We start from the raw sequence: 25,523 nt of genomic DNA, 5'->3' as shown, positions 1-25,523 counted from the left end.
AGACCTTGTCGACCGTTTCGAAGGAAAAGAGGGTCTTTACGCGTTGCAGTCCGGTCTAGGGTTCACACGGAAGGTTCCGGTTCCGCCCTACATTTTACTCGCGCCACGTGTCTTGACGTACGCGAGCAACTACGCCCATTTACCTTCACCGTCCGAATAGAGGAACGTCATCCGACGACTCGGGGGCCTCATGCGGAATCAGCTGGGAGGGATCGGGCAAATCGTTCAGTGCGCCGCCGCCTTCCTCAGGAATCCAGTCACCGTAGGCGTCGAGTGTGTGGGGTGAAGGTGCTGCGACCCATCCACCGGCTGACCACATGAAGTGCTCCCCTCCATAAGTTGCATCTCCGCGAACGTGTGGCGCAGGCTTAGCGATGCCGTTCGCCTTTCGCGGCCGCCCGCTACCGCAGGGAAAATCGTGCGGCGGACGACACCTACGCCTGGCCCGCAGTCGCCGAGTGTCGGCGCAACCCGAACTCGGACGCCAACATTTTGGCTCGGCAGAAACGCCGGGAGTGAGAGGATATGTGAATGGACCCGGTAGCAGGAGCGGCATTGGCAGGACAAGCGGCGCAGGCCTATCTGCGTCGATCCCGAGTCACAGTTAGCGTCGACGAGGACTATGACACCTTCGGTGACATGAGGGTCAAACGCTTCTTCTTCCCCGTAGGGACGCCGGACGAGTTGACCGAGCTGCGGGATCTAGGTTCTCGGACCAGCTACAGTAAGCCCTTTGATTGGATCAATGAGAACAGGGGAATCGAGCTGGGGCACACCGTGTTCGAGTTCGAAGTACAAGCTCAAAATGCGACCGTTGCCCTGACGGGCGGTAAACCCGTCTTGCGGCCCGGCTTCGGCAGTGTCGATGGCATAGCGATTCTCCCTCCGCCCGCGGGCGGGCCATTAGAGGGTAACTATCTCCTCGTGTCACTCGATGACGAAACACTTGTATGCCATCGCGGTGACGACCCAAGTGCCCCACGCGTGCCATTTCGCTTCGAAATACCACAAGGTTCGACCGAAGTCTTCCGAGTACACGCGTACACCACCAGTCGACCCACCATGTGGTTCCTGCGGCTGCGCTTCATCGTCAACGGCAAAACTGTGCGCTATGACCTGAGGCGCGACAATGGCGAGGATTTTGTCACCCTGCCCTTCGATTACTCAGGGATCAGGGATTCTTACACCTGGGAGCAAGGTCGTTGGGAGCTTGTTCCGAACCGATAGCCAGATCGCCCATCCCGACTCACTCCGCAGTGCGCAACGGCGACATCCCAATTGCGCGGGAGCACGTCAAGAACACCGCCAGACCTCTGCGCCTGATCCCGCTACCTGCGTCGTTGCAAACGCGTTGCGTCGAAAGCACGAGACGAAGTGTCACGGAAAGCCGGCACGCCACTGGGCTGTCTCGATCCGCGTGCATCCCCCGAGCCCGCTGATGATGTACTCGGTGTCATGTCCACTCGGGTTGTCCTGCTCGCCGACTCCTCCGTCGCCCTGCTCACCCTCGGTATCTCGGTGTACTCGATCGCGGTCCTGGTGTGCCTCGGGATCGCAATCAACGCGGCCCGGTTCGGACGCAGACGGGTCGCGATCACGATGGCCTGGGTCGTCGGTGTACTGACCGTGGCAGGTGTCATCATCGCCATCCTGAGCAGCACCGCCGGCGGTTAACCCTCCGGCCGCAACTCCGCGCGTTGCCGATCGATGAATTGCGCGGCAAGCCGATTCGTGAGGCCGGGCGCCAATCGCTGGACGCGCCAGGTGATCCGGGATCGACGCGGGACGACCAGCAGTGGTTGATTCCGCTCGATGGCGGCGAGCGTGTCCCGGGCAAGGCGGTCGGCGTCGTACGCGGTCGACGAACCCTGACTCGCCAGATAATAAGAGCGACCGACGAATCCGCCGACCGATCCCTTGTCCAGGATCGGGGTCTCCACTGCCGAGGGACACACCGCCAGCACGTTCACCCCGCGGCCCGCAGCCTCGGTCCGTAGTGCGAGCGACAGCCCCACGACCGCATGTTTGGTCATCACGTAGCTCGTGATCAGTCCGGCGGCGACGAGCCCGGCCATCGACGCCGTGTTGACGATGTGTCCGGAACGCTGCTCGATCATCACCGGGTACGCGGCCGCGACCCCGTGCACGACGCCCCGGATGTTGACGTCGATGATCGCGTCCCATTGTTCCGGCGTCAGCATCTCGGTCGGACCACCCCAGGTGATCCCTGCGTTGTTGAACATCAGATCCAGGCGCCCCCACTCGGCGACGACCTCGTCGACCACCCGCTGCACAGCGGCAGCATCCGTCACATCCAGTTGCACCGCCCGTGCGGTGCCCGGCCCACCGGACAAGGAGTCCGTCACCCGCTGCGCCGCGGGTAGGGCGATGTCCGCGCAGGTGACGTGGGCTCCCCGGGTCACCAGCGCGCGCGTGAGCGCGGCCCCGATACCGGACCCGCCCCCGGTCACGATCGCGATCCTGCCCCCGACATCTGCTCCGCGCGTCTTCCCGAATTCCAGCACGAACAGAGCATGACCGATCCCGTTCCGGCGGGGTGCGCTTTGTGCGAACCGGGTCTTGACATCCTCACAGGCCGCTCTTAGTGTTGCTGCCATCACAAATTGAAACGTTTTAATTCGCCGGGTTGATCCTCTCTCGACGGTCTGCGTTTCCCATCACGTCGTTTGTCAGGAGCAGCCATGCCCGATACCCAGCGCGTCTGCTTCGTGCTCCAGCTCCGCCCGGAGCGCGTCGAGGACTACCTCGACGCCCACACGGAGGTGTGGCCGGAGATGCTCGACGCCCTGCGCGAGACCGGATGGCGCAACTACTCGTTGTTCCTCCGCAAGGACGACGGCATGGTCGTGGGTTACCTCGAGACCGACGACTTCGCGACGACCGCCGCCGCCATGGAGGCAACGGACGTCAACGCCCGGTGGCAGGCGCACATGTCCGAGTACTTCCTCCCGGCCACCGGCGGAGACGCCGACTGCGCCAATCCCGACACCATCCGTACCGAACTCCTCGAGTACTTCCACCTCGACTGACCGACATCGAACACACGACGCGTACTGACGGGCACACCGACATCAGCGAACCCGGCTTGACCCCTCCGATCCCGACCCTCTCTACTGATCTCCGACGCTAGGAATCCCATGAAAGTAGGAGCGCGCTCCACCACCGGCTGGCGGGCGATCATCTCGGTTGCCATGTCGAACTACATCGAAGCCGGCTCGATCATCGCGATCGCCACCAGCCTGACCTTCTGGCAGGACGAGTTCGGCATCAGCAACTTCGCCGTCGGCCTGCTGGCGGCACTGAGCGCCAACGCGTTCGGCACGGCGGTCGGCGCCGCCATCGGCGGACCGCTGTGCGACCGCTACGGCCGCAAGGCGATCTACACCTACGACCTGCTGGTCTATATGGCCGGCGTGTTGCTCGCCGCCTTCGCGCTCAACTTCACCATACTGCTGGCGGCGTTCATCATCACGGGCCTCGCGGTCGGCGCGGGCGTACCCGCGTCCTGGACCTACATCGCCGAAGAGGCGCCATCGGTCGAACGCGCCAAACACGTCGGAACCGCCCAGCTGGCCTGGTCGGTCGGACCCCTGATCGGCTTCGCACTGGCGGCCGCGCTCGCCCCGATGGGCCTGCTCGGTTCGCGGATCATCTTCCTGCACCTCTTCGTCGTCGCCGCGGTCGTCTGGTGGATTCGCCAAGGGCTCGCGGAGTCCAAGATCTGGTCCGACGAGGCAGTCAACGAGACCCGTGAGCTCACCGCTTCCGTCGGCGCCCGCGGAATCAAGGGCCTGTTCTCCTAGAAGGTCAACATCACCGCACTGCTCCTGCTCGGTGGCATCTACCTCTTCTGGAACACCGTGGCCGGACAGGCCGGCATCTTCATGCCGCGTGTCTACGAGACCGCGGGCGTCGAAAGCGCGGTCCAGCAGAACCTGCTGCAGGTGCTGGTCTGGGGATGCACCGTCCTCGCGACCTACTTCGGCTTCATGCGGTATGCCGATCGGGTCTCCCAGCGCGCCCTGTACGTCTTCGGCGCCGCATTGGGCATCGTCGCCTGGATCGTGCTGGTCGCCTTCACCGACAGCGGTGTCGCCACGATGCTCGTCTTCGCGGTCCTGTGGGGTATCTCCTCGGGCATCGGCGCGCAGGCGTTCTACAGCCTCTGGGCCAGCGAGATGTTCGCGACGCCCTATCGGGCCAGCGCCCAGGGCGTCATGTTCTTCGCCGTCCGCACCGCAACCGGTCTGTTGAGCTACTTCTTCCCCACCATGCTCGCGGCGACCGGACTCACCACGGTCGGCATCCTGCTGGTCGCACTGCTCACCGTCGCGCTGATCATCGGCGCCATCGCGGCTCCGGACACCCAGGGCAAGACGCTGCAGCAGATCGAGGTCGAGCGCTACGGCGCTCCGCTGTCACCCGAGCTCATCGAGACACCGGCATCCGCCGCGCACCCGACCCCGGGCACCAACCCGGCCGCGGAGTCGGGACACCGGGCCCCGGCCTAACACCACGGCCTGATCGCGCGGTGCGCGATTGAAACGTTCCACCAGTTCGAATGTTCCACTCAGACCTCCCCGCCGCCGGCTGACCCCGACGCCGGCGGCGGGGAATCCCAACCGAAAGAAATTTCATGGCCACCTTTGACGAGACGATCCTCGACAACCTCGAGATCGAGCTCCCCTCCTGGGCGTTCGGCAACTCCGGCACCCGGTTCAAGGTGTTCGGCACCCCGGGCACCCCCCGCACCATCCACGAGAAGATCGCCGACGCCGCGAAGGTCGACGAGCTGACCGGGCTGGCACCCACCGTCGCCCTGCACGTCCCGTGGGACACCGTCGACGACTACACCGCCCTGGCCGCTTACGCGAAGGATCTCGGCGTCGGCCTGGGCACCGTCAACTCCAACACCTTCCAGGACGACGCCTACAAGTTCGGCAGCCTGACCCACACCGACAAGACGGTGCGGCAGATGGCCATCGACCATCACCTCGCCTGCATCGAGGTGATGAACGCGACCGGTTCGCGCGATTTGAAGATCTGGCTGGCCGACGGCACCAACTACCCCGGACAGGGCGACATCCGCGGACGCCAGGACCGGCTCGCCGAGTCGCTCGCGACCATCTACCAGCACATCGGCGACGACCAGCGACTCGTGTTGGAGTACAAGTTCTTCGAGCCCGCGACGTATGTCACCGACGTCCCCGACTGGGGCACCTCCTACGCCCATGTGACCGCGCTCGGCGAGCGGGCGATGGTCTGCCTCGACACCGGCCATCACGCGCCGGGAACCAACATCGAGTTCATCGTCGCGCAGCTGCTTCGCCTCGGAAAGCTGGGTTCCTTCGACTTCAACTCGCGCTTCTACGCCGATGACGACCTCATCGTCGGTGCCGCGGATCCGTTCCAGCTCTTCCGGATCCTGTTCGAGGTGATCCGCGGCGGCGGGCTCGACGCCGGGTCGCCGGTCGCTCTCATGCTCGATCAATGCCACAACGTCGAGGAGAAGATCCCCGGCCAGCTCCGTTCGGTGCTGAACGTCGAGGAGATGACGGCCCGCGCACTACTCGTCGACACCGATGCGCTGACCGAGGCACAGGCCGCCGGAGACGTGTTGGGCGCGAACGCGATCGTGATGGACGCGTTCTACACCGACGTCCGTCCGATGCTCGCCGAGCGTCGTGTCCGTCGCGGCCTGCCCGCAGACCCGATGGCCGCATACGTCGACTCCGGATACCACGAGCGCATCGTCGCCGAGCGTGTCGGCGGTACCCAGTCGTCCTGGGGCGCCTGAGCCCTCCCCCAGCCCCAGTTCCCTGAACTCCCGAGGAGATCACCCCTAATGACCAATCCCGCAGTCGCCGCCCTCATCGAGCGGTCCAACCGACTCGGATCGGATCCGAAGAACACCAACTACGCCGGCGGCAACACCTCCGCCAAGGGCTCCGACACCGACCCGGTCACCGGTGAAGACGTCGAACTGCTCTGGGTGAAGGGCTCCGGCGGTGATCTCGGCACCCTCACCGAGAAGGGCCTGGCCGTGCTCCGGCTCGATCGCATGCGTGCGCTCGTCGACGTCTATCCCGGCCTCGACCGTGAGGACGAGATGGTCGCCGCCTTCGATTACTGCCTGCACGGAAAGGGCGGTGCCGCACCGTCGATCGACACCGCGATGCACGGCCTCGTCGACGCCGCGCACGTCGACCACCTGCACCCGGACTCCGGTATCGCCATCGCGACCGCGGCCGACGGCGAGGTCTTGACGCACAAGATCTTCGGTGACCGCGTCGTGTGGGTGCCGTGGCGTCGTCCGGGTTTCCAGCTCGGGCTGGACATCTCGGCGATCAAGAAGGACAACCCGCAGGCCATCGGTTGCATCCTCGGCGGCCACGGGATCACCGCCTGGGGCGACACCTCCGATGAGGCGCAGGCACATTCGCTGGAGATCATCCGCACCGCCGAGGAGTACATCGCCGCCAACGGTCGGCCGCAACCCTTCGGCGGCCCGATCGACGGCTACGGCGCATTGCCCGCCGAGGAACGCCGGGCCAAGGCCGCGGCGCTCGCCGCGTTCATCCGCGGCCTCGCCTCGATGGACAAGCCGCAGGTCGGTCACTTCACCGACGTCGACCCGGTCCTCGAATTCCTGGCGGCAGAGGAGCATCCGCGCCTGGCCGCACTCGGCACCAGTTGCCCGGACCACTTCCTGCGCACCAAGGTCAAGCCGCTGGTCCTCGACCTCCCGGCCGACGCGAGCGTCGAGGAGTGCAAGGAGCGCCTCACGGCACTGCACGAGGCCTACCGCGAGGACTACCGCGCGTACTACGACCGTCACGCCACCGCGGACAGCCCCGCGATGCGCGGCGCCGACCCGGCCATCGTGCTGATCCCGGGCGTCGGAATGTTCAGCTTCGGCAAGGACAAGCAGACCGCACGTGTCGCCGGCGAGTTCTACCTGAACGCCATCAACGTGATGCGCGGCGCCGAGGCCATCTCGACCTACGCACCGATCGACGAGTCGGAGAAGTTCCGGATCGAGTACTGGTTGCTCGAGGAGGCCAAGCTCGCCCGCATGCCGAAGCCCAAGCCGCTCGCGACCCGCATCGCCCTGGTCACCGGGGCGGCATCCGGCATCGGCAAGGCCATCGCGACGCGTCTGGCCGCCGAAGGTGCATGCGTGGTGATCGCCGACCTCGACGCCGAGAAGGCACGGGCGGCCGCCGAGGAGATCGGTTCGACCGATGTCGCCATCGGGGTGGCCGCCGACGTCACCGACGAAGCGGCCGTACAGTCCGCGATCGACGCAACGGTGCTCGCCTTCGGCGGCATCGACCTCGTCGTGAACAACGCCGGCCTGTCGCTGTCGAAGTCGTTGCTGGACACCACCGCCGCCGACTGGGACCTCCAGCACGACGTGATGGCCCGCGGTTCGTTCCTGGTGAGCAAGGCCGCCGCACGCGCCCTCATCGATCAGAAGCTCGGCGGCGACATCCTGTACATCTCGTCGAAGAACTCGGTCTTCGCCGGGCCGAACAACATCGCCTACTCGGCGACGAAGGCCGACCAGGCCCATCAGGTCCGTCTCCTGGCCGCCGAGCTCGGCGAGCACGGGGTCAAGGTCAACGGCATCAATCCCGATGGCGTGGTGCGTGGTTCGGGGATCTTCGCCGGCGGCTGGGGCGCCAAGCGCGCTGCCGTCTACGGCGTCGAGGAGAAGGATCTCGGCAAGTTCTACGCGCAGCGCACCCTGCTCAAGCGCGAGGTGCTGCCGGAGAACATCGCCAACGCCGCGTTCGCACTCTGCACGTCCGACTTCTCGCACACCACCGGCCTGCACGTGCCGGTGGACGCGGGCGTCGCCGCCGCGTTCCTGCGATGAGCCGATCCACCCGGTCCGCCCAGGTCGCCGCGATCGACCTGGGCGCGACCAGCGGCCGGGTCATGCTGGCCGACGTCTCGCGCGGACGACTCGAGCTCGAACAGGTCGCCCGGTTCACCAACGACCCGGTCCACATCTGGAACGGGCGCAGGTCCGCTCTGCACTGGGAAGTCCCGGCGCTGTTCCGCGCCGCGTCGGCCGGCCTCGCCGAGGCGGGCAGGCAGTCCGACGATCTGGTCGGGATCGGGGTGGACTCCTGGGCGGTGGACTACGCGCTCCTGCGGGAGGGCCGCATGCTCGGGTTGCCGCACCACTACCGGGACACCCGGAGCGCGGCTGGGGTGGACGCCGTGCACGCCGAACTCGGTCCCGCGGACCTGTACGTGCGCAACGGTTTACAGTTCCTGCCGTTCACCACCGTGTACCAATTGGCCACCGAGAAGGCCGACGGGTTGCTCGATCAGGCCGACACCGCCCTGCTGATCCCCGACCTCATCACGTACTGGCTCACGGGCCGGCGCGGCACCGAACGCACCAACGCCTCGACCACCGGACTGCTCGGCATCAACGGGCGGTGGGACACCGCGATGATGGAGCGTCTCGGATTGCCCGTCGGCTTGTTCCCCGACCTCGTGGAGACCGGCACCGACCAGGGCCCGTTGCTCGGCGACGTCGCCGAGCGCCTCGGACTGTCGACGTCGACCCGCGTCACCGCGGTCGCGTCCCACGACACCGCGTCGGCGGTCGCCGCCATCCCGATGGACCCGTCGCGGTCGGCGTACATCTCGTGCGGGACCTGGGGTCTGGTCGGCGTCGAACTCGAGCAGCCGGTCGTCTCCCGCGACGGGTGGAAGGCCAACTTCACCAACGAGGTCGGCGCCGACGGCCGTATCCGCTACCTGCACAACGTGATGGGCCTGTGGCTGCTCAGCGAGACGGTCCGCCAGTACCAGCGCGAAGGGTATCGCGCCGATCTCGGTGAACTGCTCGCGCAGGCCGCCGAGGCGCCGGCGACGGTCGAGATCTTCGACACCGACGACGCCCGGTTCCTCCCACCGGGAGACATGCCCGGACGCATTCGCGACTGGTACGACGAGCGCGGCATGCGTCCGCCGATGACGCGCGCCGAGATGGTGCGCGCGATCGTCGAGAGCCTCGCGGCGGCCTTCGCCGACGGGGTGGCGCGAGCGGCCGAACTGTCCGGCACGACGGTGGAGACCGTCCATCTCGTCGGCGGCGGCTCGCAGAACCGGCTGCTGTGCCAACTCACCGCCGACCGGCTGGGTCTGCCGGTGCAGGCCGGTCCGGTGGAAGCGACCGCGCTGGGCAACGTGCTGATCACCGCCCGCGCCCACGGCCTGATCGATGGCGACCTCGAGGCGATGAGGTCTATCGTCGCCGATAGGTTCCCGCCGCAACACTACGCACCCCGACACTCCCGCGGCACGCGCTCCCGGACCGCGGTGGGGACAGGAAAGGCATGACCATGCAAGGCAGTTCTCCCATGAAGCGTCGAGTTCCCAAACCGCGCGACCTCGCGCCGCTGATGCAGTTCAAGAAGCCCCAGTTCGACGCGAAGAAGCGCCGTCTCGACGCCGCCCTCACCATCGAGGACCTGCGCGCGATCGCCAAGCGCCGCACCCCGAAGGCGGCCTTCGACTACACCGACGGATCGGCCGAGGCCGAGCTGTCCATCGAACGCGCGCGACAGGCGTTCGCCGACATCGAGTTCCACCCGGCCATCCTGCGTGACGTGTCCAAGGTCGACACCTCGTGCACGATCCTCGGCGGGCGTTCGGAACTGCCGTTCGGCATCGCACCCACCGGGTTCACCCGGATGATGCAGACCGAGGGCGAATACGCTGGTGCGCGCGCCGCCGGCCGGGCCGGGATCCCCTTCTCGCTGTCGACGATGGGTACGGCGTCGATCGAGGACGTCCGGGATGCGAATCCGCACGGCCGCAACTGGTTCCAGCTGTACATGTGGAAGGACCGGGAGCGCTCGATGGCCCTGGTCGACCGCGCGGCGAAGGCCGGATACGACACCCTGCTGGTGACCGTCGACGTGCCGGTCGCCGGGGCTCGTCTGCGCGACAAGCGCAACGGCATGTCGATCCCGCCGGCGCTGACCGCCAAGACCGTGCTCAACGCCATCCCGCGCCCGCAGTGGTGGATCGACTTCCTCACCACCGAGCCCCTGGCGTTCGCCTCGCTCGATCGATGGTCCGGAACGGTGGCCGAACTGCTGGACACGATGTTCGACCCCACCGTCACCTTCGACGATCTGGCGTGGATCAAGTCGCAGTGGCCGGGCAAGCTGGTGGTCAAGGGCATTCAGACCGTCGACGACGCCAAGGCCGTCACGGCCCTCGGCGCCGACGGCATCGTGTTGTCGAATCACGGAGGGCGCCAACTCGACCGCGCACCGATCCCGTTCCACCTCCTGCCCGAGGTGGCCCGCGAGGTCGGCGCGGACACCGATGTCATGCTCGACACCGGCATCATGAGCGGTGCCGACATCGTGGCGTCGGTCGCCCTCGGCGCGCGGTTCACGCTCGTCGGCCGGGCCTACCTGTACGGCCTGATGGCCGGCGGGGAGGCCGGGGTGGACCGGATGATCGAGATCCTCGGCGAGCAGATCGCACGTACGATGCGGCTGCTCGGTGTCGCCTCGCTGGACGAGCTGACACCCGCGCACGTGACCCAGCTCGAGCGGCTGGTGCCCCGGGCGCGTTCCTGAGGCTCGACTGCCGAGGTCGCGTGGGCATCAGACCGGCCGCCTACGCGACCTCCGCGTCCTCGCGGCGGTGGGCGAAGTGATCCACGAGGCCCACCACCAGCGCGATCAGCACCAGGACCGCGGCGGTCGCCAGCCCGATCTGGAACGCCCGCGCCCAGTCGCCTCCGGTGTTCGCCACCTGGGCGAAGAACACCGCACCGACGAGCGCGATCCCCGCGGCGGCCCCGATGCGCTGACCGGTCTGCAGGACGCCGCCGGCGATGCCCGCCTTGGTCACCGGCACCTGGTCGAGGCTGAGCGTGAGGTTGGGCGAGATCACGAGACCGGAACCGATACCCGCCACCAGCAGCGGCAGCGCGGCGGCGTACCCGACACCGGGACCAGACACGAGCGCGACGGCGACGATCGTCGCGATCATCCCCACGACCACCAGGCCCAGACCGAGCAACACCAGCGAGCGCCCGACCCGGTTGACGATGTTACCGCCGACGCTGGCCGACACCGCCGAGCCGAGCGCGAAGGGGGTCACCGCCAGACCGGCCTGCAGTGCCGAGTAGCCCAGGCCCTGCTGGACGAACAGCGTGTAGATGAAGAACACCGTGGTGAACCCGGCGAAGTAGACCATCGCGATGATGCACCCCAACGTGTACGACCGCATGGAGAACAACGAGAGGTCGACGAGTTGCTGGCGGCCGACGCGGCCCTGCCGGCGTTCCCACAGGACGAACGCACCGATCAGCACCGCCGCGACGACGAGCAGCAGCCATTTCCGCCCGCCGGGCCACTCCTGCTCCTGGACCATCGGCAGCATCAGCGCGAACACCCCGGTGCCCAGGAGCACAACGCCCACCGGGTCGAAACTCCCCCGCAGCGGTTGTTTGAGTTCCTCGGGCCGAGCCGGGATCAACCGGATCGCGGCGACGAAGGCCGCGATGCCGATCGGCACGTTCACGAAAAAGATCCAGCGCCACCCGTCGGCGGACCCGCCCAGCTGGATGAGGACCCCACCGAGCAGCGGCCCGACCGCGGTCGAGATACCGATGGTCGCGGCGAACATGCCGAAGGCCCGGCCACGCTCGGCCCCGCGGAACAGCAGCTGGATGAGCCCGGAGACCTGCGGCGCGAGAATGCCGCCCGCGACGCCCTGGATCAGGCGGAAGACGACGAGTTGCGTCGGACCCTGGGCGAACCCACATGCCGCCGACGCCAGCACGAACAGGGACAGCCCGATGAGGAAGGTCACCTTGCGGCCGCGTGCGTCCCCGACCCGGCCGGCCGGGACCAGGACGAGTCCGAAGGCGAGGGCGTAGCCGGACACGACCCACGACAGGTCGGCCGAGTCCGCGCCGAGTCCGGATTCGATGGACGGGAGCGCGACGTTGACGATCGAGACGTCGAGAAGGGTCATGAAACCGACCACCAGGCACACCGCGAGCGCCTTCCAGCGTCGCGGATCGGGTTCGTAGTCCGCGGAGAACGGGCTGGCCGGAGTCGACATGAAGCGCCTTTCCTACAGGGGGTACCGCGGGTGTTCGTAGTCAATCAGCTCGCGAGATGGGCGACCCTCCCGAGTCCGCGAAACGCGGGTACCGGCATCGCATCTGGTGAGATGGACACATGGGTGTGAGCATGCGGGACGTCGCGGCGGCGGCCTCGGTGTCGGTGGGCACGGTCTCGAACGTGCTCAACTCGCCCGGAAAGGTCTCGCCCGCGACCGTCGCGCGGGTCCAGGCGGCGATCGACCAGCTGGGTTTCGTGCGCAACGACGCCGCGCGCCAACTCCGTGCGGGCCGATCGCGTTGCGTCGGCATGGTGGTGCTCGACGTGGGCAACCCCTTCTTCACCGACATCGCCCGCGCCGCCGAACAACGGGCAGGCGACCACGACCTCACGGTGCTGCTCGGGACCTCCGACGACGACGAATCGCGCGAACAGGCCTATCTCGACACCTTCGACGAGCAGCGGGTGTTCGGTCTGCTCGTCTCGCCGATCGGCGACGATCTGCGGCGGTTCGACTCGCTGCGCCGTCGCGGCACCCCGGTGATCCTCGTCGACCGGGACGCCGGCGGCTCGCCCTTCGATTCCGTCGCGGTCGACGACATCGCGGGCGGGCGGCTGGCGGTGTCGCATCTGTGCGAGACCGGTCGTCGCCGGATCGTCTTCGTGGGCGGACCGCCCGGCCTGCGGCAGGTCGCGGACCGCCGGCGGGGCGCGCAGGAGGCGGTCGACGCCGTCGACGGCGCCACGCTCGACGTCGTGCAGACGGCGAACCTGAGTGTGCTCGCCGGACGTGAGGCGGGAAAGGCCCTGCTGACCAGGGCCCCCCGCGACCGACCGGATGCGGTGTTCTGCGCCAACGATCTCCTCGCGATCGGGGTCCTGCAGGCGTTGACGATGCTCGGCGGCGACGTCCGCGTTCCCGACGACATCGCGCTCATCGGTTACGACGACATCGATTTCGCCCGCTCGGCCGTCGTCCCGTTGTCGTCGATCCGTCAGCCGACCTCCCGCATCGGAGTCACCGCCGTCGACCTGCTGATGAGCGCGGCCGACGATCCCGCCGAACGCCACGTCCCGTCGAACCTGGTGTTCCAGCCCGAGCTGGTCGCCCGCGCGTCGACACTGGGCTGATGGTGTGACGCACGCCATCGACGGGTAGACGGTGTGAGGACTCTCCTAAATCTTGTGTAGTCCTGCAAGTTTGCAGGCTTCTGCAAGTTCCGTACCGTGGGTGAAGTGAACTCCCCCAGACTCCGCGAGGCGAAGAAGGCAGCGACCCGCTCGGCGCTCGCCCGCGCCGTGCTGCGGTTGTCCACCCGCGACGGCATCGATCACGTGACGATCGACGCCGTCGCGGCCGAGGCGAACGTCTCGGTCCGCACGTTCCACAACTACTTCAGCGGCAAAGAGGATGCGCTGCTGCACTTCGTGTCGTCGCTGTTCGACACGATCGTGGAACGGATCGAGGCCCGGCCGACGGACGAGAGCTTCTTCTGCTCGGTCCGGACCGCTCTCATCGAGGCCGCCACCTCGCCCGACGTCGGTGAACCCGCGGAGATCGTCGCGCTCCTTCGCCTTCTCGACACGGATCCGGGGCTGACGGCCAGGTCCCGCGACATGGAGCTGGGCGACACCGTCGAAACGCGTCTCGCCGAACTGTGCGCGCAGCGCGGACAGCCGGCACACACCCTGTATCCGCGCCTCGTCCTGCACAACGCGATCACCACCATCCGCGTCGCCCTCGAATTCTGGGTGACCCATCACGACGACACCCCGGGCACCGCTGCCGACCTGGCCACCGTGCTGGAGTCCGCCTTCGACCAGCTGGCCTCCGGACTGGCACATCCCATCCGACCCCTGAACGCCGACGGACCCGAGAACGGTCTCGCCGAACCATCCCCCGAGGAGCACTGACGTGGCAACACACCTGTACCGACTAGGGCGATGGGCGTACGAGAACCGCCTCAAGACCATCGCGATCTGGGTTCTGGTCCTGATCGGGCTGGGCATCGGCGCGAGCCTGCTGGCCAAACCGACCTCGGAGTCGTTCTCGGTCCCGGGCATCCCGTCGGAGCGCGCCCAGGACCTGATGATCGAACGCTTCCCCGGGGAAGCGACGTTCGGTTCCGACATCGGTGTCACGTATGTCGTCCGCGCACCGGAGGGTTCGACGCTGACCGAGCCCCGGTTCCAGAGCGCCATCGACTCGATGGTGGCCGGCCTCAAGACCGTCGAGAACGTGAAAAGCCCCGATTCGATCGCCAACCCGTTCGTCTCGTACGGCACCGAGCAATCCCCCGGTCAGCTTCGTGAGCTCTCGGCGACCTTCCAGCGGGAGACCTTCGGCAAGAGTGCGGACGAGGCCGCCGCCGACGCGCAGGCCACTTCGCCGATCAACGCGACGGGCACCGTTGCGCAACTCGGCGCCTCCTTCGACGTCGAGGCATCCTCGGACGTCACCGAGACCATGCGCGAACAGATGGACGCCATCGCCGACGACGCCCGGGCTGCCGGCCTCACCGTCGAGATGAAGGGTTCGGCCACACAGCAATTCGAGCTCGGGATCACCTCTGAGCTGATCGGCATCGGGGTCGGTGCGCTGATCCTCATCCTGACCTTCGCCTCCCTGGTCGCGTGGGGCATGCCGATCATCACCGCGATCGTCGGCGTCGCGATCGGCATGCTCGGCGTGCAGATGGGCACCCACTTCTTCGACCTCAGCAACGAGACACCGATTCTCGCGACGATGATCGGCCTCGCGGTCGGCATCGACTACGCGCTGTTCATCGTGTCCCGCTACCGCCACGAGATCCATCGGTCGGCGAACCGCGCCGACGCGGCGGGCCGGGCGGTCGGCACCGCGGGTTCGGCGGTCGTCTTCGCCGGCAGCACCGTCGTCATCGCTCTGGCCGCACTGGCCATCGTGAACATCCCGTTCCTCACCGCGATGGGTATCGCCGCCGCGGGCACCGTGGTGGCTGCCGTGCTGGTCGCGCTCACCCTCCTGCCGGCCATCCTCGGCCTGTTCGGCGGCAAGGCGTTCGCCGGACGCGTGCCGCGCCTCAACGCTCCCGATGTCGGACCGCACGATGCGGAGCGGTTGCACAACGGCCAGCGCTGGGTCCAGCGCATCGTGGCCCGGCCGCGCACCGTGACGGTCGCGATCGTCGGCATCCTCGTCGTCCTCGCGATCCCGATGGCCGGGCTCAAGCTCGCGCTACCCAACGACGGGACCGCCGAGCCGTCGGAGACGCAGCGCCGGGCCTACGACATGGTCGCCGAGGGTTACGGCCCCGGCGTGAACGGACCGCTGGTCGTCGTCGCGGACGGTCGCGAGATCCAGGACACCGGGGAGCGCCTGCGCGCCTTCGACTCACTCGTCGACGACCTGGGTCGCGTCGACAACGTCGAGGTGGCGCAGATCGGTGCCGGCGGGCTCAACGAGGCCCAGGACACCGCGAAGATCACCATCATCCCGTCGACCGCGCCGGCCGACGAGGCGACGCCCGCACTCGTGGAATCGCTCCGCGAGATGGAGTCCCGGGTGCAGGGCACGACGGGCATCTCCTACGGGGTGACCGGACAGACCGCGATCGAACTCGACATCTCCGACCGCCTGTCCAGTTCGCTGATCCCCTACCTCCTGGTCGTGGTGGGTCTCGCCTTCATCCTGCTGATCATCGTGTTCCGCTCGATCCTCGTGCCGCTGACCGCCGCGCTCGGCTTCCTGCTCAGCGTCGCCGCGACCTTCGGTGTGACCGTCGCCCTCTTCACCGACGGCGCCCTGGGGATCGTCGACAACCCGCAACCGCTGGTGTCGTTCCTGCCGATCATGTTGGTGGGCATCGTGTTCGGACTCGCCATGGACTATCAGGTGTTCCTGGTGACCCGGATGCGGGAAGCGTACGTGCACGGCGCCGACGCGAAGACCGCGGTGGTGGAGGGATATCGCCACAGCGCCCGCGTCGTGGCGGCGGCCGCGGCCATCATGATCTCGGTCTTCGCCGCATTCATGCTGCAGGACATGGCCTTCATCATGGTGATGGGCTTCGCCCTGGCCGCCGCGGTGTTCCTGGACGCCTTCGTCGTCCGGATGACCCTGATGCCGGCGGTGCTCACCGTCCTCGGCGACAAGGCGTGGTGGATCCCGCGCTGGCTCGACCGCATCCTGCCCGACGTGGACATCGAGGGCGAGAAGCTCGGCATCGGCGACGACGCGGCGCGACCGGCGGACCCGGCGGGGGCCGACACGGACTCCGAGGTCCGCGCCGGCCGCTGAGAGAGCTCAGTCGACCCGGAACTCCCCGAGTTCGGACCAGGTGTCGCCCTCGATCGTCGTGTTGATGACGTCGGGTGTGCGCTGGAGGTACTTGGGGAGTTCCTGCTGGGCCTGCTTGAAGTGCGGGGCGGTGACATGTGCCTCCGCGGCATCGTCGTCGAACGCCTCGACCAGGACGTAGGTGTTGGGGTCCTCGAGCGATCGCGACCAGTCGAACCACATGTTACCCGGTTCGGCGCGGGTTGCCTCGGTGAACTCGCGGGACAACTCGGGCCACTCGTCGGCGAATTCGGGCTTGATGGGGAACTTCACGACGATGAGGATCATGATTCGACCCTAGTCGTTCGCGGCCGGGCCGAGCGTCGCAGCATGCGACTGGGACGGCTGTTCCAGAACCGGTCACAAAGTGTCGCCCCCGGAACGCCGGGATTCGCGAGACCCCGGTCGCGGCAGCGCCTACAGTGTGAAACAGACAACAATTGTCCTCACTTCAGGCTGCAACGGAGGCACCATGCCGGACATCACCAAGTTCTACATCGACGGTCAGTGGGTCGAGCCCGCCGAGCTCAACCTCATCGACGTCATCAACCCGGCCACCGAGAAGTCGGCCGGACAGGTCGCCATCGGCAGCGCGGCCGACGTCGACGCAGCGGTCGACGCCGCCCGTCGCGCATTCGTCACCTGGGGACAGACGACCGTCGAGGAACGTCTCGAAGTCCTCAACCGGATCATCGCCGAGTACCAGAACCGCATGGGCGACCTCGCCGCCGCGGTCACCGAGGAGATGGGTTCGCCGGTCGGCCTCACGAACGCCGCCCAGGTGCCGATCGGTCTCGGCCACCTGATGACCGCCGCCGCGCAACTCCCCGACTTCAAGTTCGTCGAGGACCGCGGCAGCTCGCGCATCGCCAAGGAGCCGATCGGCGTGTGCGGCTTCATCACTCCGTGGAACTGGCCGCTCAACCAGGTCATGTGCAAGGTCGCCCCGGCACTCGCCACCGGTTGCACCATGGTCCTCAAGCCCTCCGAGGTCGCGCCGTTCAGCGCGGCGATCGTCGCCGAGATCTTCGACGCCGCCGGCGTACCCGCAGGCGTGTTCAACCTCGTCAACGGTGACGGCCCCGGCGTCGGCGCCGCGCTGTCGAGCCACGAGGGCATCGACATGATCTCGTTCACCGGGTCCACCCGCGCCGGCATCGAGGTCGCCAAGAGTGCCGCGCCGACCGTCAAGCGCGTCGCCCAGGAACTCGGCGGCAAGAGCCCGAACATCATCCTCGACGACGACGACTTCGCGAAGAACGTCGCCGGCGGCATCGCGACGATGATGATGAACTCGGGCCAGTCCTGCAACGCCCCGAGCCGCATGCTGGTCCCCGCCGGCCGCGTCGACGAGGTCGCCGAGATCGCCAAGGGGGTCGCCGCCGAGCTCACCGTCGGCGATCCCACCACCGACGTGAAGCTCGGCCCGGTCGTGTCCGAGGCGCAGTTCGACAAGATCCAGGGTCTCATCGAGCGTGCCGTCGCCGACGGCGCGACCGCGGTCGTGGGAGGTCCCGGGCGCCCCGAGGGTCTCGAGACCGGCTACTACGTGAAACCGACCGTGTTCACCAACGTCACCAACGACATGGAGATCGCCCGCACCGAGGTGTTCGGCCCGGTCCTCGTCGTCATCGGTTACGACTCGATCGACGAAGCGATCAAGGTCGCCAACGACACCGAGTACGGCCTCGCCGGCTACGTCTCCGGCAAGGATGTCGACGAGGTCCGCCGCATCGGATCGCAGATCCGTGCGGGTTCGATCTCGCTCAACGGCGCCCAGCTCGACCCGAGCGCACCGTTCGGCGGATACAAGAAGAGCGGCAACGGCCGCGAGTGGAGTGACTACGCCTTCGACGAGTTCCTCGAAGTGAAGTCGCTGCTCGGTTTCGGGGCCTGACAACAGCCCGTTCCCTTTCCCGTCGACGCCGGGCGCATCCTCAACGGATGTGCCCGGCGGCGTCGTTCGTCGAGAGCCGCGGAGTCGCGCCCACTGCGGTACCCCAGGATTTCGCAAGGCCCGGACAGGACTGCGCGAACGTCCTACGCTTGCCGAACGACTTCGATCCGGCGGCCCGGCGCCTACCGATCGAATCCACATTCTTCGGGGGAAGAGCGTCCGCGCGGCGCACATGGGGGAACGGTGCTTCGAGTGATTCTTCGTGCGGTCTGTGCCGCATGTCTGGTGATGCTGTGTCTGGCCGCCGCGCCCGCAATGGCGGCACCCGCTGCGTCGCGAGTGGTCTCGATCGTGCAGGAGTCCCCGACCCGCGCCGCGGTCTGGGTCTACTCGGCGGCGATGGCCAAGAACATCAAGCTCTTCGTCCTCACGCCACGAACGAAGACCGGACCCCGGCCGACGCTCTACCTCCTGGACGGGGCGGGTTCGCGCGGCAACGACAGTGGGTGGCGCGGAGCCGGCAATGCCGACGAGTTCTTCGCCGACAAGGACGTGAACGTCGTACTCCCGACGGGTGCGTACGGCAGCCAGTACGCCGACTGGCAGCGTCGCGATCCGCGCGTCGGACAACCGATGTGGGAGACGTTCCTGACCAGGGAACTCCCGCCCCTCATCGACGCCCGCTTCGAGTCGAACGGTTCGCGCGGGATCGCGGGCGTCTCGATGGGCGGGCAGGCGGCGTTCACGCTCGCGTCACGGGCCCCGGCGCTGTACCGCGCGGTGGCCTCGATCAGCGGATGTCCTCCGGTGTCCTCCCCGCAGGGAGAGTCGTATGTGCGGGCCACCCTCGCCCGGGGTGGGGCGAACGCCGACAACCTCTGGGGGCCGGTCGGTTCGGCCGGATGGCGGGACCACGACCCGGCGCGGCATCTGGACCGTCTCCGCGGCAAGGCCCTGTACCTGTACTCCGGTGCGGGCCGGCTCGGTCCCGCCGACCTCAAGCGGAACGTGACGCCCGAGGAAGGCCTCTACCAGGTGGTACTCGCCGCATCGTCGGCGTTCGAGATCGCGACCAGCGACTGTTCGCGCCGGTTCGCCGGGTTGTTGCGCGGTGCGGGTCTGCCGTTCACCGACGCGTTGCAGGAGGTCGGAACCCACCATTGGTACTACTGGGAGAAGGAACTCCCCAACATGTGGGCGGCGATCTCGCCGGCACTCTGAGGCGAATCACGGAATCCGGTCAGCCGCGTGGCTACCATCTCCGCATGCAGATCCCCGTCGCGTCCGATACCGGTCCCGTCCTCGACACCGAGGTGTTCGGCGACGGCGAACCGCTGCTGCTCATCGGCGGCATGTCCGCACACCGCGGGATGTGGACCGATGAGCTCCTCGACGCCCTCACCCCGCACTTCTCGGTGGCCGCCTACGACCATCGCGGCATCGGCACGAGCAGTCGGGCCGAGGGACCGTTCACCATCGCCGACCTCGCCGCCGACGCCCGCGGAATCCTCGACGGCCTCGGCTGGGACTCCGCCCACGTGCTGGGCACGTCGATGGGCGGCATGATCGCGCAGGAACTCGCCCTGAACTCGCCGGACCGGGTGCGCAGTCTCGTCCTCGGCTGCACCACCGCGGGCGGCCCCGGGGCCATCGGCGCACCCGGCTCGTCTGGCGCCGCCCGCCTCGTCGAGGCGATCTCGTCGCGCGACGCCGACCGCGTCGCCCGCATCGCGTTCGAGGTCAATCTGTCTCCCGAGTTCATCGCCCGCGCCGGCGCCTTCGACCATTTCGTCTCGCTGTCGAGGCAGCGCCGCGTTCCGTCGGCAGTCGTCGCGTGGCAGGCGGGCGCCTGCGCGGCACACGACACCCGCGACCGGATCGGCTCACTCGACATGCCGACGGCGGTCATCCACGGCGACGTCGACGAGATGATCGCGGTCGCCGAGGGCGAGCGGCTCGCCGACCTCATCCCGCAGGCCACCCTGGCGCGATGGTCCGACGTCGGACACATGTTCTGGTGGGAACGTCCGGACGAGACCGCCGAGATCATTCGGAAAAATGCGCTCACCCGGTAACGCGGGTCCACTCTCCGAACGACATCCCTGACATCGGCACCGTGTAGTCGGGTGGCCGCGTATGTCAGGAGCTCCATGTCGCACTCGCACAGCGAACCGCCCGTCCCCTCCACCCCCGCGGGCCAGACGCCCGAGTCGCCACGCCGACCCTCACCTCGTCGCCGACTCCTCACCGGCATCTCGGTGGTCGCGATCCTCACGCTCGGCCTGTTCGGCGCGAGCACGCTGATCAACTCGTCGAACACCGCCAGCGCTCTGCGTGGGCATCCCGAAGTGCTGCGGCCGGGCTGCACGTGGGACTCCTCCGGGAACTACGTCCAGAACTGCAAGGTCTGGTCGGAGTCGCAGAAACGGCACGTGATCGTGCAGATCCGCGCCTCGAGCGGCAGCGACAGCGGCGTCTACCTGCTCGACGGCATGCGTGCCAGCGAAACCCGCTCGGCATGGACCACCGACGTGCAGGCCGCCAAGGTCTACGACGCCAAGGCCGACACCACCCTGGTCATGCCGGTGGGCGGCGCATCGTCGTTCTACACCGACTGGGACGGCGGCGCCGGTGACAAGAACACGGTCATCAAGCAGGAGACCTTCCTGACCTCGGAGCTGCCCGGTTACCTCGAGCGTGAGTTCGGCGTGGCCCGCAACAACAACGCGATCATCGGACTGTCGATGTCCGGCGGGCCCGCGGTGACCCTCGCCGAGCGCCACCCCGAGCAGTTCAAGGTCGTGCAGGCGATGTCGGGCTACTACCAGACCGACAACCCGATCGGCGCTCTCGGCGTGTTCGCCACGCAGACCATGGTGTCCAACTACGTCAACGGCGTCGTCAACATGTGGGGCGCGCCGGGCGGCACCCGCTGGACCGACAACGACCCGTCCAAGAACCTGACGCAGCTGGCCGACAACGGCCAGGTTCTCATCATCTCCTCGGGCAACGGTTTCCTGACGCCGTCGGAGATGGCCAAGCTGTCGCCGCAGGACCAGCTCAGTGCGATGGCTCTGGAGATCCTGTCCGCGGTGTCGACCGTGCTCATGCAGTTGCAGGCCAAGCAGGCCGGCGTATCGGTGATCTCGTTGCCGAACTACGGCGGCCACACGTGGGAGAACTGGGGACGTGCGCTCGGTGACGGCAAGGAGCACGTGCTGACCACACTGCGCAACAACCCGCCGGTGACCACGAAGACGACCGTCGTCTCCGCCTCGGGCAGCCCCGATCCCGACGGCCCCGCGAAGGTGACCCTGGCGGCGAAGAAGGCGGCCGAGGAATCGCCGGCGCTCGACCTGTCGGGTCTGTCGGCCCGTGGTTCGGATGAGACCGAGTCCGCCTCTCAGTCGGCCTCCTCGTCCGCCGAGTCGTCCGCAGCGGAGTCGTCGGCCTCCGGGTCGTCCTCGGCCGACCTCGCACCGTCCGCGGTGTCGGGCTCGGAGTCGGTGGACGCTTCCGTCCCGGAATCGGCCACCAGTTCCGAGACGAGCACGCCGACCGTGCCCCAGCTCGCCCCGACGGGGCCCGTCACACCCGGTAACTCGAGCAGCACCCCGGTCCCGTCCCGCTGACCGGCTCTCCCGCTCACGGTTTCCGTTCCCGCTCACCGGAAGAGGTGTGAGCGGGAACGGACCGTGTGAGGGACCGATCCCGTCGACTCACCTGCTGCTAGCGTTCAGCCATGACCGCCGACCCCGATCTCGCCGACCTCGTCGGCGTCGACACCATCGTCGTGGTCGTGGCGTCCGGTGTGATCCTCATCTGGGCACTCGCCTTGGGCGTGTGGAAGTACCACGGCATCCGCACCTCACCGGACCGGACGGCCCATGTGTATGTCGACATCGCGCACCGGGCCGCGCTGATGTACTCGTTCGCCACCCTGGTGCTCGCCGCGCTGGTCGAGCTCAGCGCCTTCCCGACGACCGTCAACGCGATCGCCGCGGCGGTCCCGATCGTCTTCTTCGTCGCGGCGATCGCCGCGTATTGCATCCACGGCGCCCTGCGGGACACCACGAATCAGTTCGTCGACCCGACTCCCGGCACCTACCTGTTCATGCTCGCGCTCATCGTGGGCGAGATCGGCGGCGTGCTGGTCCTGCTGGCCGGGGTAGTGGTGCGACTGACGTGAGTGGTCGCGCGATGGTCACGGGCGCGCGGTGTGACCGCGCAGCCAGGTGATCACCGCGTCGAGCACCACCGCCTGCTCGGGTTCGTTGAAGATTTCGTGGAACAGGTCGTCGTAGATCACGAGCGTTTTGTCCGCCGACCCGGCGAGCCGCTCGACGAGTTCGCTGCCGCGCGGGTCGGTGAGCGCGTCCTCGCTGCCGTGCATCACCAGGATGGGTAGTTGCAGTGACGGCAGGCGCTCAGGAAACGACCGCATGGTGCCGATCATCGCCCCGCCCAGCCCGGCCGGGATCTTGCCGCGCGTCACCAGCGGGTCGGCGTCGTAGGCGGCCACGACGTCCGGATCCCGGGAGATGCTCGACGAACTCAACTCGGTGGTGGGCAATCCCGGTGCGATCCGGCCGATCAGCGGCGCGAATCGGACGGCCAGATCGGGCAGGTCGTCACCGGGCAGCACGGCCGCTCCCGACAGGATCAGTCCGTCGAGCTTGTCCTGGTGGTCGAGCGCATAGTCGAGAGCGATGCACCCGCCCATGCTGTGCCCGATCAGGAACGTCGGGACGCTGCCGTCGGCGACATGGGCGAGCACGGTGTCGAGGTCGTCGGTGAAGTCACCGAACCGGCGCAACCGGAGTCGCTTGCCACCCGAGCGGCCGTGACCGACGTGGTCCGGTATCGCGACGAGGTAACCGTCGTCGACGAGCCGACGGGCCACATGCAGATACCGTCGTCCGTGTTCGGCGAGTCCGTGCACCACGACGACCACGCCGCGCGGGCTGTCCGCGGGCCGGTGGACGTCGTAGACGATGGTGTGCCCGTGCCGGCCGCGAAAACTGTGTTCTTCCGGTGTCATTCCCTGATCTCGTTTCGGTGTTCAGTGCCAGCCGAGTCGGGCAGCGACCGACTTGCCTGCCGACTCGAGGGCGCCGAGCGGACGGAAGGCGGCCTCGCCGATACCGACGAGTGCCTCGACCCGCCCGACCACCCGTTCGAGCCGCCCGACGATGTCGGACATGCGGTCGACGGTGGCGTCGACCTGGTCGAGGGTTCCGGAGAGTCGCACCAGCGTCACGTCGAGTTTCGCGATCGTCGAGTTCAGCCCGTCCAGGGTGGGGCCGAGTCCGTCGAGGGTCTCCCCCATGTCGGCGATGATGCCCTCGAGTTGCTCGACGGTCACGTCGGCGTTGAGCGCGGCCTGCGCCAGCTTCTTGATCCGTTGACGTTCCGGCGGTCTCGATGATGTGTGCTCGCCCCTGTCGGCCATGAGGTGGATTATGGCCCATCGGGGTCCGCCCGGGTGTCGGGTCGGGTGAACCCTTCGTGGACACTCCGCTCTCGCCGCACCCCAGGGGACGGGGGTGTCGTGGGGCGGTCACGCCAATTGCGGGGCGACTTTCGACGCGACGAGCTCGAGGTGATCGAGATCCGACAGATCAAGGGTCTGCAGATACATGCGCGTGACGCCCAGCTCGCCGTAGCTCGCGATCTTCGCGGCGACCTCGTCCGGGGTTCCGGCAGCCCCGTTCTCGCGCAGCTCGTCCGGTTCCCGGCCGATTGCCTCGGCCCGGCGCCGGAACTCGGCTTCGTCTCGGCCGCAACACAATACGAGTGCGGCGGAGTAGGTGAGCGACTCCGGGTCGCGGCCGGCGTCGACGCACGCCGTCCGGACGCGCCCGATGAGATCCCCGGCGACGTCGAGTGGTTGGAACACGACATTGAACTCGTCGGCGAAACGCGCCGCCAGCGCAGGCGTCCGCTTCTTGCCACTGCCTCCGATGATGATCGGCGGGCGCGGATGCTGCACGGGTTTGGGCAGGGCCGGCGACTTCGAGAGGCGAAAGTGCGTGCCCTCGTAGTCGAACTCCTCGCCCAGCGGGGTCTGCCACAACCCGGTGATGATCTCGAGGTTCTCCTCTAGGCGGTCGAACCGCTCCTTCAACGGCGGGAACGGGATTCCGTACGCCTCGTGCTCACCCTCGTGCCAGCCCGTTCCGATTCCCAATTCGACACGGCCACCGCTCATCTGATCGACCTGGGCGACTGCGATCGAGAACGGCCCGGGTAGCCGGAAAGTGGCCGACGAGACGAGCGTCCCCAGCCGGATTCGCGAGGTCTCGCGCGCCAAGCCCGCCAACGTGATCCACGCGTCGGTCGGCCCGGGGAGGCCGTCGCCGCCCATTCCGGCGAAATGGTCGGAACGGAAGAAGGCATCGAAGCCCAGGTCCTCGGTCGCCTTGGCGACGGTGAGCAGATCGTCGTAGGTCGCACCCTGCTGGGGCTCGGTGAAGATTCGCAGTTGCACGTTTCCAACCTACGCGCGCTGGGCACACGACCGGTGGCGAGGCGGCGTGCGAAGCGGACCCCATCCGGCCCGGCGGCCATTCCGAATCGCTCCACGCACGACACCGTTCCTCGACAAAGGAGTCCAACATGAAGACAGTCACGCGCACAGCTCTGGGTTTCGTCGTCGCCGCCGCAGGTGCGACCGCAGTATCGCTCGCCGCCGCGCCGTCCGCCGGCGCCGCGCCCACCGTATGTCCGGCACTTCCCGGCCAGTCCGCCTCTGCGGCCTCGTGTAGCGCCGACTCCGGCCCGACCGGACTCTCGCTCGCCATCACCGACAACGGCGGCGAAGCCAACGTCACCGCCGACAACTTCGCCGGACCCGCGGCCATCGCCCTCGGTCCCGGAGCGACGGTCACCATGGACGGCATCCGTCCCGGCCTGGCCATCGGTATCGCCGGACCCGGCGGCGAGGTCGTCGTCGACGGCAAGAACGGCCCGACCTGCAAGGGGCCGGCGTTCGCGGGCGACTTCCAGACCTTCAAGGGCTGCCTGTCCTGACCGTCCCGCACCGGCGCCTGAGGTGCGACGTGGATAGCGACCAACCCCCTGCTCCCTGAGGAGCGCCCGGAGCTTGCGGAGGGCGCGTCACGAAGGGTCTTCGCAACCCGACTCACCAGGACCCTTCGTGACG

General features: G+C 67.8%; 22 protein-coding genes and 1 pseudogene. 17 read left to right on the top strand and 6 right to left on the bottom strand.

What is annotated here, in order from left to right; all coding sequences use genetic code 11:
* The first annotated feature begins 531 nt into the window (after positions 1 to 531).
* Positions 532 to 1,227 (top strand): hypothetical protein, encoded by a 696-nt coding sequence (locus Q9R39_RS22865; protein WP_139114196.1) that lies wholly within the window; start codon positions 532 to 534, stop codon positions 1,225 to 1,227.
* Between the two features lie 228 nt (positions 1,228 to 1,455).
* A complete protein-coding gene (locus Q9R39_RS22860) occupies positions 1,456 to 1,674 on the top strand; it encodes a hypothetical protein (RefSeq protein WP_004020299.1) in 219 nt (72 codons plus the stop codon).
* Here Q9R39_RS22860 and Q9R39_RS22855 read toward each other — a convergent pair.
* Positions 1,671 to 2,525 (bottom strand): SDR family oxidoreductase, encoded by an 855-nt coding sequence (locus Q9R39_RS22855; RefSeq protein ID WP_058250770.1) that lies wholly within the window; start codon positions 2,523 to 2,525, stop codon positions 1,671 to 1,673. The genes Q9R39_RS22860 and Q9R39_RS22855 overlap by 4 nt on opposite strands.
* A gap of 177 nt (positions 2,526 to 2,702) precedes the next feature.
* On the opposite strand from Q9R39_RS22855, the gene Q9R39_RS22850 reads away from it, so the two are divergent.
* The 6 genes and pseudogenes from Q9R39_RS22850 to Q9R39_RS22825 all read left to right on the top strand — a co-directional run bounded on the left by Q9R39_RS22850 (position 2,703) and on the right by Q9R39_RS22825 (position 10,643).
* Positions 2,703 to 3,050: an L-rhamnose mutarotase gene (locus tag Q9R39_RS22850; RefSeq protein ID WP_058250771.1), complete on the top strand. Its 348-nt coding sequence runs from the start codon at positions 2,703 to 2,705 to the stop codon at positions 3,048 to 3,050.
* A gap of 108 nt (positions 3,051 to 3,158) precedes the next feature.
* Positions 3,159 to 4,532: pseudogene (locus tag Q9R39_RS22845) on the top strand (MFS transporter).
* A 125-nt stretch (positions 4,533 to 4,657) separates the two neighbouring features.
* Positions 4,658 to 5,818: an L-rhamnose isomerase gene (gene rhaI / locus Q9R39_RS22840; protein WP_058250773.1), complete on the top strand. Its 1,161-nt coding sequence runs from the start codon at positions 4,658 to 4,660 to the stop codon at positions 5,816 to 5,818.
* Between the two features lie 48 nt (positions 5,819 to 5,866).
* Entirely contained in the window at positions 5,867 to 7,903 is a 2,037-nt protein-coding gene (locus tag Q9R39_RS22835) for a bifunctional rhamnulose-1-phosphate aldolase/short-chain dehydrogenase (protein WP_058250774.1), read from the top strand.
* A complete protein-coding gene (locus tag Q9R39_RS22830) occupies positions 7,900 to 9,387 on the top strand; it encodes a rhamnulokinase family protein (protein WP_058250775.1) in 1,488 nt (495 codons plus the stop codon). Before Q9R39_RS22835 ends, Q9R39_RS22830 begins: the two co-directional genes overlap by 4 nt.
* 20 nt (positions 9,388 to 9,407) lie before the next feature.
* Entirely contained in the window at positions 9,408 to 10,643 is a 1,236-nt protein-coding gene (locus Q9R39_RS22825; RefSeq protein WP_058250776.1) for an alpha-hydroxy acid oxidase, read from the top strand.
* A gap of 40 nt (positions 10,644 to 10,683) precedes the next feature.
* On the opposite strand, the gene Q9R39_RS22820 is transcribed toward Q9R39_RS22825, so the two are convergent.
* Complete coding sequence (locus tag Q9R39_RS22820; RefSeq protein WP_205333259.1) at positions 10,684 to 12,141, bottom strand: MFS transporter; 1,458 nt, start codon at positions 12,139 to 12,141, stop codon at positions 10,684 to 10,686.
* 119 nt (positions 12,142 to 12,260) lie between these two features.
* Here Q9R39_RS22820 and Q9R39_RS22815 point away from each other — a divergent pair, with 119 nt between their 5' ends.
* The 3 genes from Q9R39_RS22815 to Q9R39_RS22805 all read left to right on the top strand — a co-directional run bounded on the left by Q9R39_RS22815 (position 12,261) and on the right by Q9R39_RS22805 (position 16,422).
* On the top strand, positions 12,261 to 13,274 hold the full coding sequence (locus Q9R39_RS22815; RefSeq protein WP_078112102.1) for a LacI family DNA-binding transcriptional regulator: 1,014 nt from the start codon (positions 12,261 to 12,263) through the stop codon (positions 13,272 to 13,274).
* A 105-nt stretch (positions 13,275 to 13,379) separates the two neighbouring features.
* Positions 13,380 to 14,057 carry a TetR family transcriptional regulator gene (locus tag Q9R39_RS22810; protein WP_307814692.1) on the top strand — a complete coding sequence of 226 codons (678 nt, stop codon included), beginning with the start codon at positions 13,380 to 13,382 and terminating at the stop codon, positions 14,055 to 14,057.
* A 1-nt stretch (position 14,058) separates the two neighbouring features.
* On the top strand, positions 14,059 to 16,422 hold the full coding sequence (locus Q9R39_RS22805) for an MMPL family transporter (protein ID WP_078112104.1): 2,364 nt from the start codon (positions 14,059 to 14,061) through the stop codon (positions 16,420 to 16,422).
* 6 nt (positions 16,423 to 16,428) lie between these two features.
* Here the strand turns inward: Q9R39_RS22805 and Q9R39_RS22800 are convergent, their stop codons facing one another.
* Positions 16,429 to 16,749, bottom strand: a complete 321-nt coding sequence (locus Q9R39_RS22800) for a putative quinol monooxygenase (RefSeq protein WP_058250780.1) — start codon at positions 16,747 to 16,749, stop codon at positions 16,429 to 16,431.
* Between the two features lie 184 nt (positions 16,750 to 16,933).
* On the opposite strand from Q9R39_RS22800, the gene Q9R39_RS22795 reads away from it, so the two are divergent.
* The 5 genes from Q9R39_RS22795 to Q9R39_RS22775 all read left to right on the top strand — a co-directional run bounded on the left by Q9R39_RS22795 (position 16,934) and on the right by Q9R39_RS22775 (position 22,547).
* Positions 16,934 to 18,358 carry an aldehyde dehydrogenase family protein gene (locus Q9R39_RS22795; RefSeq protein WP_058250781.1) on the top strand — a complete coding sequence of 475 codons (1,425 nt, stop codon included), beginning with the start codon at positions 16,934 to 16,936 and terminating at the stop codon, positions 18,356 to 18,358.
* A gap of 288 nt (positions 18,359 to 18,646) precedes the next feature.
* On the top strand, positions 18,647 to 19,579 hold the full coding sequence (locus tag Q9R39_RS22790) for an alpha/beta hydrolase family protein (RefSeq protein WP_078112206.1): 933 nt from the start codon (positions 18,647 to 18,649) through the stop codon (positions 19,577 to 19,579).
* Positions 19,580 to 19,623: 44 nt separating this feature from the next.
* Positions 19,624 to 20,433 (top strand): alpha/beta fold hydrolase, encoded by an 810-nt coding sequence (locus tag Q9R39_RS22785; RefSeq protein ID WP_078112207.1) that lies wholly within the window; start codon positions 19,624 to 19,626, stop codon positions 20,431 to 20,433.
* 75 nt (positions 20,434 to 20,508) lie between these two features.
* Positions 20,509 to 21,990 (top strand): alpha/beta hydrolase family protein, encoded by a 1,482-nt coding sequence (locus Q9R39_RS22780; RefSeq protein ID WP_078112208.1) that lies wholly within the window; start codon positions 20,509 to 20,511, stop codon positions 21,988 to 21,990.
* Positions 21,991 to 22,100: 110 nt separating this feature from the next.
* Positions 22,101 to 22,547 (top strand): hypothetical protein, encoded by a 447-nt coding sequence (locus Q9R39_RS22775; RefSeq protein WP_078112106.1) that lies wholly within the window; start codon positions 22,101 to 22,103, stop codon positions 22,545 to 22,547.
* Between the two features lie 15 nt (positions 22,548 to 22,562).
* On the opposite strand, the gene Q9R39_RS22770 is transcribed toward Q9R39_RS22775, so the two are convergent.
* From Q9R39_RS22770 to Q9R39_RS22760, 3 genes are all read right to left on the bottom strand, one after another.
* Positions 22,563 to 23,399 (bottom strand): alpha/beta hydrolase, encoded by an 837-nt coding sequence (locus Q9R39_RS22770; protein WP_078112107.1) that lies wholly within the window; start codon positions 23,397 to 23,399, stop codon positions 22,563 to 22,565.
* 21 nt (positions 23,400 to 23,420) lie between these two features.
* Entirely contained in the window at positions 23,421 to 23,810 is a 390-nt protein-coding gene (locus Q9R39_RS22765; protein WP_078112108.1) for a hypothetical protein, read from the bottom strand.
* A 108-nt stretch (positions 23,811 to 23,918) separates the two neighbouring features.
* Entirely contained in the window at positions 23,919 to 24,848 is a 930-nt protein-coding gene (locus tag Q9R39_RS22760; RefSeq protein ID WP_078112109.1) for an LLM class F420-dependent oxidoreductase, read from the bottom strand.
* Between the two features lie 128 nt (positions 24,849 to 24,976).
* Between Q9R39_RS22760 and Q9R39_RS22755 the strand changes: the two genes are divergently transcribed.
* Positions 24,977 to 25,390 carry a hypothetical protein gene (locus Q9R39_RS22755; protein WP_065631983.1) on the top strand — a complete coding sequence of 138 codons (414 nt, stop codon included), beginning with the start codon at positions 24,977 to 24,979 and terminating at the stop codon, positions 25,388 to 25,390.
* Positions 25,391 to 25,523: the final 133 nt, after the last annotated feature.

The sequence above is a fragment of the Gordonia sp. AC31 genome, from assembly GCF_031844505.1.
In the GTDB taxonomy this organism is placed as follows: domain Bacteria; phylum Actinomycetota; class Actinomycetes; order Mycobacteriales; family Mycobacteriaceae; genus Gordonia; species Gordonia hongkongensis.
This window is presented reverse-complemented; position numbering and strand designations above follow the sequence as displayed.

Excerpts from the sequence above, each read along its gene's own strand:
- Q9R39_RS22800 (WP_058250780.1), bottom strand. The coding sequence starts at position 16,749 with ATGATCCTCATCGTCGTGAAGTTCCCCATCAAGCCCGAATTCGCCGAC.
- Q9R39_RS22865 (WP_139114196.1), top strand. The coding sequence starts at position 532 with ATGGACCCGGTAGCAGGAGCGGCATTGGCAGGACAAGCGGCGCAGGCC.
- Q9R39_RS22785 (WP_078112207.1), top strand. The coding sequence starts at position 19,624 with ATGCAGATCCCCGTCGCGTCCGATACCGGTCCCGTCCTCGACACCGAG.
- Q9R39_RS22835 (WP_058250774.1), top strand. The coding sequence starts at position 5,867 with ATGACCAATCCCGCAGTCGCCGCCCTCATCGAGCGGTCCAACCGACTC.
- Q9R39_RS22775 (WP_078112106.1), top strand. The coding sequence starts at position 22,101 with ATGACCGCCGACCCCGATCTCGCCGACCTCGTCGGCGTCGACACCATC.
- Q9R39_RS22820 (WP_205333259.1), bottom strand. The coding sequence starts at position 12,141 with ATGTCGACTCCGGCCAGCCCGTTCTCCGCGGACTACGAACCCGATCCG.
- Q9R39_RS22770 (WP_078112107.1), bottom strand. The coding sequence starts at position 23,399 with ATGACACCGGAAGAACACAGTTTTCGCGGCCGGCACGGGCACACCATC.
- Q9R39_RS22815 (WP_078112102.1), top strand. The coding sequence starts at position 12,261 with ATGGGTGTGAGCATGCGGGACGTCGCGGCGGCGGCCTCGGTGTCGGTG.
- Q9R39_RS22755 (WP_065631983.1), top strand. The coding sequence starts at position 24,977 with ATGAAGACAGTCACGCGCACAGCTCTGGGTTTCGTCGTCGCCGCCGCA.
- Q9R39_RS22790 (WP_078112206.1), top strand. The coding sequence starts at position 18,647 with ATGCTGTGTCTGGCCGCCGCGCCCGCAATGGCGGCACCCGCTGCGTCG.
- Q9R39_RS22850 (WP_058250771.1), top strand. The coding sequence starts at position 2,703 with ATGCCCGATACCCAGCGCGTCTGCTTCGTGCTCCAGCTCCGCCCGGAG.
- rhaI (WP_058250773.1), top strand. The coding sequence starts at position 4,658 with ATGGCCACCTTTGACGAGACGATCCTCGACAACCTCGAGATCGAGCTC.
- Q9R39_RS22825 (WP_058250776.1), top strand. The coding sequence starts at position 9,408 with ATGAAGCGTCGAGTTCCCAAACCGCGCGACCTCGCGCCGCTGATGCAG.
- Q9R39_RS22860 (WP_004020299.1), top strand. The coding sequence starts at position 1,456 with ATGTCCACTCGGGTTGTCCTGCTCGCCGACTCCTCCGTCGCCCTGCTC.
- Q9R39_RS22830 (WP_058250775.1), top strand. The coding sequence starts at position 7,900 with ATGAGCCGATCCACCCGGTCCGCCCAGGTCGCCGCGATCGACCTGGGC.
- Q9R39_RS22795 (WP_058250781.1), top strand. The coding sequence starts at position 16,934 with ATGCCGGACATCACCAAGTTCTACATCGACGGTCAGTGGGTCGAGCCC.
- Q9R39_RS22765 (WP_078112108.1), bottom strand. The coding sequence starts at position 23,810 with ATGGCCGACAGGGGCGAGCACACATCATCGAGACCGCCGGAACGTCAA.
- Q9R39_RS22780 (WP_078112208.1), top strand. The coding sequence starts at position 20,509 with ATGTCGCACTCGCACAGCGAACCGCCCGTCCCCTCCACCCCCGCGGGC.